This is a genomic window from Stieleria sedimenti (genome assembly GCF_025060895.1).
Classification (GTDB): Bacteria; Planctomycetota; Planctomycetia; order Pirellulales; family Pirellulaceae; genus Stieleria; species Stieleria sedimenti.
In genome coordinates, this window is sequence record NZ_JANZKV010000281.1 from 1 (window position 1) to 8946 (window position 8946).

7 protein-coding genes and 1 tRNA gene are annotated in these 8946 nt (G+C 57.0%); 7 read left to right on the forward strand and 1 reads right to left on the reverse strand.

Annotated elements, in window-relative coordinates; all coding sequences use genetic code 11:
* The 3 genes from NZK35_RS29890 to NZK35_RS35030 form a co-directional block, all read left to right on the forward strand.
* On the forward strand, positions 1–320 hold a 320-nt coding region (locus NZK35_RS29890), incomplete at its 5' end, for a helix-turn-helix domain-containing protein (protein ID WP_259636201.1).
* Positions 313–1803 carry a DNA primase family protein gene (locus NZK35_RS29895; RefSeq protein WP_259636202.1) on the forward strand — a complete coding sequence of 497 codons (1491 nt, stop codon included), beginning with the start codon at positions 313–315 and terminating at the stop codon, positions 1801–1803. The genes NZK35_RS29890 and NZK35_RS29895, both read left to right, overlap by 8 nt.
* 992 nt (positions 1804–2795) lie before the next feature.
* Complete coding sequence (locus NZK35_RS35030) at positions 2796–3791, forward strand: tyrosine-type recombinase/integrase (RefSeq protein WP_407699851.1); 996 nt, start codon at positions 2796–2798, stop codon at positions 3789–3791.
* On the opposite strand, the gene NZK35_RS29900 is transcribed toward NZK35_RS35030, so the two are convergent.
* Positions 3753–3826 (reverse strand) — tRNA-Arg (locus tag NZK35_RS29900). The genes NZK35_RS35030 and NZK35_RS29900 overlap by 39 nt on opposite strands.
* A gap of 223 nt (positions 3827–4049) precedes the next feature.
* Between NZK35_RS29900 and NZK35_RS29905 the strand changes: the two genes are divergently transcribed.
* From NZK35_RS29905 to NZK35_RS29920, 4 genes are all read left to right on the forward strand, one after another.
* Positions 4050–4244, forward strand: a complete 195-nt coding sequence (locus tag NZK35_RS29905) for a hypothetical protein (protein WP_259636203.1) — start codon at positions 4050–4052, stop codon at positions 4242–4244.
* A 741-nt stretch (positions 4245–4985) separates the two neighbouring features.
* Positions 4986–6743 (forward strand): sensor histidine kinase, encoded by a 1758-nt coding sequence (locus tag NZK35_RS29910; RefSeq protein WP_259636204.1) that lies wholly within the window; start codon positions 4986–4988, stop codon positions 6741–6743.
* A gap of 10 nt (positions 6744–6753) precedes the next feature.
* Positions 6754–8097, forward strand: coding sequence for a sigma-54-dependent transcriptional regulator (locus NZK35_RS29915; RefSeq protein WP_259636205.1), 1344 nt, complete (start codon positions 6754–6756; stop codon positions 8095–8097).
* Between the two features lie 498 nt (positions 8098–8595).
* Complete coding sequence (locus tag NZK35_RS29920; protein WP_259636206.1) at positions 8596–8880, forward strand: hypothetical protein; 285 nt, start codon at positions 8596–8598, stop codon at positions 8878–8880.
* The last annotated feature ends 66 nt before the right edge of the window (positions 8881–8946 follow it).

Genomic DNA, 8946 nt, shown 5'->3' on the forward strand with positions numbered 1-8946 from the left:
ACCCATGGTGCTCCTGGGCGTTTACAGGGCGACCGATGAATCACAGCTTTGAAGTCGCAACCTCGCTATCGGACCATGATTTGGCTGCGATCATCAGTGGCGTTGTTGATGCGATGAAGCCGCTCCTGGACGCACGTCCCGAACTCGTCGATGGCGAGACGATGGCCGCGATGCTGAGCATCAGTGTGTCAACGCTCGATCGCACGAGACGTGCCGGACAAATTCCGTCGGTCAAAATCGGAAAACGGCGTATGTATCGGCCAACCGCGGTAGTCTCCTCAATTGAAGCCAACAGCGAAAAGGGGGCAACCGATGCCTGAGCACCAATCACCCCCGAACAGGACTCAATCGAATTCTATCATCCACTCCGGCCCGGCGCACGAATCCACGAATGAGCTGAATTCAGCAGGCCATCCACGATCGTCTTGGCTACTCGATGAATCCGAACGTACCGACAACTCACTTGCAACGCGATTTATAGACGATTGTGGGAACGATCTCCGGTACGTGCCGAGATGGCGCAAGTGGCTGATCTGGGACGGACGCCGTTGGATTATTGATGACGGCGCCACCATCGCCTTGCAGTACGCACGCGGTTTCGCGGATTCACTTTGGATCCTGTTCAACGATTTCGTGAAGAAGGGTAACCAACCCGCGGAACAATGTAAGGCCGTAATGAGTTTCGTTCGAACGGCGAATAAGCAGCACGGAATCAAGTCCTTTCTCGAGTTGGCCAAGGCGGATCAGCGTGTGATTGTCGATCATGGCTCGCTGAACGCCGATGTGAGTCTCATCAACCTCCAAAACGGGATATTTGAGATGGCTACTGGGCAATTCAGGCTACATCGTCGCGAAGACCTGATCACACAACTCGCCGATGTTTGCTACGGCGAGACGGCGAAATGCCCCAAGTGGAATGCAGCTATCGACCTCATATTTGATGGTGACAAGGAGCTTATTCGATACGTCCAGCAAGTCCTGGGATACTCATTGGTTGGGGAAACGGGTGAGCATTTCTTACCAATTGCATACGGGAGTGGCTGCAACGGAAAAAGTTTCGTTTGGAACACCATTATTGGTTTGGTTGGCGACTACGGACTAGTAGCAAATGACTCGCTTCTGCTCGGAGACAAAAACAGTCACCCAACCGAGAAAGCCTCGCTATACCAAAAGCGAATCGTCGCGGTCAGCGAGCCGGAACAAGGCAGTCGAATGCGGGAAAGCCGAGTGAAGGAATTGACCGGTGATGACTACGTCATGGCTCGTAGATGTAGGGAGGATTTCTGGATGTTTCGAAGAACGCACACCTTTTGGCTGGCAACCAATCACCTGCCGCGAGTAAGCGGTACCGATGAAGGGATCTGGCGGCGGCTCAAGATCATTCCGTTCGCCGTTGACCTGAGGCAACGTGTTAAGCCTAAGCCAGACTACCACGCTGAGATCATTGCCAACGAGGGCCCGGGCGTTCTGAACTGGTTGTTTGTGGGATACAGGGACTACCGCGAGAATGGGTTTGTGGAACCGCAGGCGGTCAAGCGGCTCACCCAACAATACCGCGAGGATCAGGACCATCTTGCCCAGTTCATTTCCGAATGTTGCGTGAAAGTAGATGGTGCCGAAACACGAAGCAGACTCCTGTTCGACGCATACAAGGACTGGGGCGGAAAGTGGAGCACGACCGCCTTCGGTAAGGCTATGGCAGAACGCTACCACAAGGGGAAAGCCAAGTCGGGTCCACATCGGGATAAAGTCGTCTACCACGGGATTGGCCTCCTTGATGACCGTCCTATGGATGAGTTCTAGATTCCACTGGGACCAGTTGGGACCAGTGTTCCTGTTAGCCCCATAGAAAAGACTTTCTTAGGGGCTAGTAGGAAAACCCGTCCCAACCCGTCCCAATTCGAACGCAACAACCTCATTGACCACGGACGGCGTCACTATTGAGCGAGCTGGCAGATAAGCGAGGGCCGTCGCGCCGGTGGAGTCCTTCTTCGTCATCGATTGACTTATCCCCTACCGGGAGGGCACGAAGGCGAATCCTATTCCGTTGCCCGATCGCGCGAGTGGCGACCAAGCATTTGATCATCGGATTCGAAACACCACGATCGGATGTGCGAACACAATCCTCGACCCGTTGCAGTCGATGAGAATTGCCACCCAAAAGTCCGAACAACAATCAGAAGCGATGGGTTCAGTCCCCTATCACGATTGGATCCTCACGTTGCTGCTTCAGTCGATCGAACGCGATTACTGAAGTGACTTCAGTGAAATCGCTGAAGTGAGAAAGTACTGAAGTGACTTCAGTGAATTGGTTTAACCGCCGGCCGGCTGAACCCATCCCAGTACAGAAACAAACGAATGGGAATGGCGCGAGACTGCGAAGAAATTGTCCGCCCTTCTCACCCAACAACAGGTACACTAGCCGCTGTCGCGGCTAGATTTAGCGGTCGAAAATCGGTCCCAAGCCGACCCGCCGCGACGTTCATTAATCTTGGGAATCAACAACTTGGGAGTTGATGATGGCAACTTTACGGAAAGAAAAGTACGGCAACCGAGTAGGCTGGAGGCTGCAATTTCGACAGGGTGGTAAACGTCGATCACTTTGGATTGGTAACACTTCCAAGCGAGTTGCCAACACGGTAATGCGACACGTCGAAGAACTCGCTCGTGCTGCGGATGCCAATACTACGGCCGACGCCGAGGCTGCGAAGTGGGTGCGGGGCGTTGATCAGCGGATTCATAAGACGCTGACCAAGTGGGGCCTGGCTGTAAGCCGCACGTCGGTGACCGCCGAAATGAAACTTTGCGGCCATTACTTCGAGCACTTGATTACCGATCGTTGGGAAGGACGAACGGCCCGCAACTATCGCCAAGGCGCCAAGTCATTCACTGATCATTTCGGCTACGATCGGCCCCTCAGTTCAATCACGAAGGCGGATTTCGCTGCTTGGCATCGCTGGATGTCCAAGACGAAAGGATTGGCAGAAGCAACGGCAAACAAACGTGCAAAAATGGTGAGGACGCTTTTGAAAGAAGCCGTTCACGCACAAATCATCGCCGAGAACCCGGGAACGGGGCACAAAATCGGCGGCGAAGTGAATCCTGACCGACAATTCTATGTCACTGCTGAGGCCACCAAGTCGATTCTATCGCAGTGTGATTCGGAATGGGCGTTGATCATCGGGCTGTGCCGATACGCGGGACTTCGCTGTCCCAGTGAGATTCAAGCGTTGACCTGGTCCGACGTGCAATGGGATGAAAACCGATTGCGGATTGATTCACCGAAAACCGGCCTGCGTTTCTGCCCAATCTTTGAGCCGCTTCGACCACTATTCAATGCTGCATGGGATAGAACCGGGGATGAACCAGCGATCCATGTGGTCAGCCGGTATCGCGACCGCGAAACCAATCTTCGGACTCAGTGCCACCGCATCATTGAAGCTGCGGGGCTCGTTCCTTGGCAGAAATGCTTCGTCAACCTTCGTGCGTCCTGCAGAACCGACCTTGAAGAACAATTCCCGGCACACGTTGTCAACGGATGGCTAGGGCAATCTTCCCGCATAGCTGAGCGTCACTACTTACAGACGACTGACGCTCATTGGGAACGCGCTGCCAGCAACAATCCGTTCGGTGGTGTCACGGGTGGTGTCACCAGTGTCGCCCAGCCTCCGCCAGAACCCACCACCGAAGACGACGAGGATGAGAAAACCCCGGTTTTGGCGGGGTCTGGCGAAACGGGACCGGATACAAGGCACGCCCAGGAGGATTCGAACCTCCGACCGTCGGATTAGAAGTCCGATGCTCTATCCAGCTGAGCTATGGGCGCGGGTGGGGTTGGGGGCGGTTTGCTCTGGCGGCGCGTGCGTTTGGTGGCAGGCTTCGCCGGAATGCGGTCCCGTTGCAAGAATCGCAAGTTTATCGATCCGGCACCCTGGCGGCAATGTCACGGAGTCCAGCGAGAAGGTTGACAGCGGCTGATGCCGAATCGCTCGGAGTGCAGGCGTTGACGAGGCCAGCGGGTTGCTCGGGGGGCGGGTACAATTTCGGGGATGAATGAATCGAATCCTTACACGCCGACGACGGATCCCCACATCAAGTCGACGACCGGTTGCTTGGCGATCATCGGATGGACGTTGGTTTGGTTGTTGCTGCTCGGATTTGCCCTCACGTTCCTTGGAATTCTCGCGCTGACGCTCTCATCGTCGTCGGCACCGGTTCCAGAGGCAGTCGAGGCTTCGGAGTGACGCCCGCCACAGGAAATCAACCATGAGCAAACGCAATCGACGTCGCCTTTTTGACGTGGCGAGAGGTGTGGAGACCAATTCACCGTTCGACCTCCCCTCGCTGCGCTCGACCCTCCTGCCAGGAGGGTGGCTTTAAAGCTGCACGACCTGCACGCGGGAGGGTGCGTTCTGACGGCGGTGCTCGCGCGCCTCGATGGCATCCATGGGCGGCACAAAAAAACCCGCTCGCCGAGACCAAGGTAAAATCTCGACGAACGGGCATGTATCTCGCGATCAAAAAGATGATCTCGAGTGGGGAAGCTGACCCAGAAGCGTCAGCCCGCCGACTTGGTCTACGGGTTGCTTCCCCGTTGGCTAGTACAGCAATAATCCACTTGATCACCTCCTTTTAAAACTTTGGTTTGACGCGTCCGACCCTTGCGCCAACAAGAGTGGTGCCGGAAGCGTTCGGAAGTAGTCCGTCGCACCGCGTCAGTGCGACCCGACACCAGAAGTATCCTTACTCGGCAAGTAAAAAGCAAGAACAATCTGACTGTGCTCTATGACGCACGCCCCGCCAAAAGGTTCACGGCGCGATGGAAATCGCGAAATTCCCCCACCGAGCGAGTGCATTTCCCCCTCTGTGCCGATTCGGATCGGGTTGACCTTGCCGCTGACCGGTGCGGTCCGTATCGTCGTCGCCAGCCGAGTTTCACGGTGGACAGTTGGCTCTGATTCGTGCAAGGGAAGGCACCGGCAGCGATGCGAAAATGGAAAATCCGTACCAAGATGATCGCCGGCCTGTGTGGCCTGGTGTTCGTGATCGGGCTGTTGGTCTTTAACAGCTGGTCTCAACTCGCCCGCGACCGCTACCTGGCGAACGAGATCAGCCTGTTGGCCGACGAGATCGAGCATGCCCACGAACTCAATCAACAGGCGGAGTTGCTGAGGCAGTCGTACGAGCAGTTCATCGGTCTAAAGGCAAGCATCGAGTCCAATCAAATGATCGGATTCGAGGGCATCGAAGGCCCCCTGCTCGGCATGGACGAGCTCAGCATCGATGATCGCCTGACGCACTTCCGTCGGCATCTGGCACCCTACATGTCGACCGTTCTGGCGCGGCCCAGCGAACGCGGTGAAACGCGATTGTTGCTCGACAGAGGCCGACAAGACGTGAGCCTTCGAGAAATTGACACCCTGTTGACCAAAGTCATCGACTCCTGGTCTCAACGCAATCTTCTGGTGGGAACGTTTTCGCGGCACGACGCCAGGCAGTTGGAAATTGGCAAGGGCATCGACGACCTCGCGAGCCTGACGAACGCGTACTTCGGCGAAATCCAAGGAAAGATGAAAAAGTTTCGCGACAACGTCCGCAACGAACAGCGGGCGAACCGCAATGGGTTTTGGATTTACACGGGATTGTCCGCGTTTCTGATCATCTTCATGGCGTGGCAGTTTTGGACGCTGATCGTCGTGCCGTTTCGAACCCTGTTCCGTGGCTCGCAATTGATCGCCAGCGGTCACCACCAACACAAAATCCTGTTGGGGACGAGCGACGAAATCGGATTGATGGCCGACACCGTCAACGACATCACCGACCGATTCAACCGCGCGGTGGCCAACGAAACGCTGGCCAAACAGCGTGCCGAACAGGAGGTGCGTGAGCGAACCCGCGAAGTGATTCAGAACGAACAACTCGCCAGCGTCGGATTCCTGGCCGCCGGCGTTGCCCACGAGATCAACAATCCGCTCGGTGCGATCGCCTGGGGCGCCGAGGCGCTCGAAGGGACACTCGAAGACCTGCCGGCGGACGAAAAAGAACGATTCAATCAGGATTTCTTGCAAGAACTACAGACCAACCTGGGGCTGATTCAATCGGAAGCGTTTCGCTGCAAGGGCATCACCCAACGCTTGCTCAATTTCAGTCGCCTGAGCAATTCCAGTCGCAATCCAGAAGACCTCGGCGAACTCGTCGCGGGAGTGGTCTCGATGGTCGGAAAAGTCGGCGAGTACCGCTGCAAAACGATCCGCACGCACGCGGGCGAAAACGTCACGGCGTATTGCAATTCCCAGGAGATCCAGCAGGTCGTTCTGAATCTGGTTTCCAATGCCCTGGAGTCGGTGGACACCGACGGCAAAGTCGACGTCTACGTGCGGCACGAGATTGACCCGTTCAGCGGCATCAAGGAAGCCGTCGTCGAAGTGGAAGACGACGGATGCGGCATGGACCAGGAAGTGATGGACCATCTCTTTGAGCCTTTCTTTACCCGCCGCCGCGACGACAGCGGCACCGGATTGGGTTTGAGTATCAGCTATCGAATCGTGTCGTTGCACCACGGATCTTTGACGCCGCACAGCGAAGGGGAAGGCCGTGGATCCAAAATGATCTTGCGGCTTCCGACCGAGCCCGCCAAGAAAGAGTCCGCTTCCGATTCGACGTTCTTCACGTCGCGGGAGCTGAACGATCACGATGACCTGCCCTCTTCGACCAAGTGGAATGATGTCCAAAAAGTCGCCTGAATGTGAATCCATGCACGTCCTGTACGCCGACGACGAAACGTCGCTGCAGACGCTGATGAAGACTCAGCTTGAGAAACTCGGCCACAGCGTGGTCGTCTGCCCCGATGGAGAAACAGCGATCGCCGCACTCGAGCAAGAGCCGTTCGATTGCCTGATCGTCGATTTGGACATGCCGGGCATCAAGGGTGCCGAAGTGATCGCGCGGGCGCGCAAAATCCGCCCAGAGATCGAAGCGGTCGTGATCACCGGTAAACCCGACCTGAAGTCCGCCTTGACCGCGATCGAAAACCACGTGTTTGCCTTCATCAGCAAGCCGTGCAGTTTCAAACAAATCAAAGCCTTGCTCAGCGAAGTCTATCATCGCCTGTCCCAATCAAGACGTTTGGCGGCGTTGGAACACCGCGTCCGCCAAGCGGAGGGAGATTCCGAATTGGTGGGCGACGGCAAGTCGATGCTGCAGGTCCGCAAGGTCATTGACAAAGTGGGGCCGACCGACAGCACGGTTTTGATCCTGGGCGAAACCGGATGCGGCAAAGAGCTGGTCGCCCGCGCGGTCCACCAGGCCAGTCTGCGGGCCGGCGAGCCGATGGTTTCCATCAACTGTGGTGCCCTGCCGGAAAACTTAATCGAGAGCGAACTGTTCGGACACGTCAAAGGCGCCTTCACGGGCGCCGACAACGCGCGGGTCGGACTGTTCGAAGTGGCCGACGGTGGCACGATCTTCCTGGACGAGATCGGCGAGTTGCCGATGACGATGCAGGCCAAACTGTTGCGCGTGTTGGAAACCGGCGACATCCGGCGATTGGGCAGCAACCAATCCAAACGCGTCGATGTGCGAGTCATCTGCGCAACGCACCGCGACCTGGAAAAGATGGTCGGCGAGGAACAGTTCCGCGAAGACCTGATGTTTCGCATCAACACCTTCGAAATCCATGTGCCGCCGCTGCGAGAACGGATCGACGACCTGATGCCGCTGGCCGTTCACCTGCTGCGCCGCCACCGCAGCGACGGCGATGATGACGCCTTGTTCACACCGCAGGCCACCGCAGAGCTGCTGGCACACAAGTGGCCCGGCAACGTGCGTGAGCTGGCCAATGTGATCGAACACGCCGCGATCCTGTGCGATGCCCTGCCGATCGATGCGGAACATTTGCCACGCCACTTCAGCCGCCGCCAGTTGCGAAGCGAAATTCGTGACGCCGGCCCGATGACCATTCGAGAAATGGAAATGATTGCAATTGAACGTGCGATCGAACGAAACGACGGTGACAAAAAGGCCGCCGCCGAGGAATTGGGAGTGAGCGTCAAAACGCTGTACAACAAACTCAATGCCGCCGAAGAGAAAGCGGCGTAGCGGTTGTTGGCAACGTCGAAAATTGGAGTGGTGGTGCGAGCGGAATGGAAGGTGTTAGCGGAATGGCGCGAGCGGGCTGTCGATTTAGTCGTGATCGGCTGAGTCAATGGTGAGCCGCTGGCCGTAAGGCCTCGGGCGGGCGCCCGAATGCCCGGCCGCTTACGCACCACGGCTCACTCAATCGACAGCCCGCGAGCCGTCGGGTTTCAGCGTTGAAACAGCTTCAAAGACCGGAGGGCTCGCGCCCTGCCGCTAACAAAGAACGGAAGACCGGAGGGCTCGCGCCCTGCCGCTAACAAAGAACGGAAAACCGGAGGGCTCGCGCCCTGCCGCTAAGACACATGACGTTTGGTGGCCGCTAACCGCGGTGCTCGAAGGGCAACGTCGTCACCACCCCGCCCCCACGGACTGATCTTTCACTGTTCCAGCGACTCTTCGTAGACTGCCGCTTTCAGGGACGAACGTTCCAGGGTGATACGAACCAAAGAGGGAAGTGAGATGTTTCGGACGCTTGTGATTTTGGGAGTTTTGGCAGTTTGCGCCTTCATGGCCGGTTGGTTCACGATCCAACGTGATGAAAACGAGACGACCATCCGATTCAACCGAGAAGAAATTCGCGCCGACGCCTCCAATGCGATCGCCAAAGGCCGCGAGCTGCTCGATCGCGCCGAAGACCTCCCGGAGGCCGAAGAGCTGATGCCCCAACAGGCGACTCGCCCAATGACACCGCCTTGGGAACAACCGTTCCTGGACGATGCATCGGCTGCGCCGCGGCAGTACTAATGGTCCGTCAACCTCTAAATTTAGGGTGCGTGACCTGAATGGCACCGGCAAGCGTGTTGGTGTGCA

Bases quoted from the DNA above. Each gene is read 5' to 3' on its own strand.
- NZK35_RS29905 (WP_259636203.1), top strand. From the start codon at position 4,050: ATGAATGAATCGAATCCTTACACGCCGACGACGGATCCCCACATCAAG.
- NZK35_RS29915 (WP_259636205.1), top strand. From the start codon at position 6,754: ATGCACGTCCTGTACGCCGACGACGAAACGTCGCTGCAGACGCTGATG.
- NZK35_RS29920 (WP_259636206.1), top strand. From the start codon at position 8,596: ATGTTTCGGACGCTTGTGATTTTGGGAGTTTTGGCAGTTTGCGCCTTC.
- NZK35_RS29910 (WP_259636204.1), top strand. From the start codon at position 4,986: ATGCGAAAATGGAAAATCCGTACCAAGATGATCGCCGGCCTGTGTGGC.
- NZK35_RS35030 (WP_407699851.1), top strand. From the start codon at position 2,796: ATGAAACTTTGCGGCCATTACTTCGAGCACTTGATTACCGATCGTTGG.
- NZK35_RS29895 (WP_259636202.1), top strand. From the start codon at position 313: ATGCCTGAGCACCAATCACCCCCGAACAGGACTCAATCGAATTCTATC.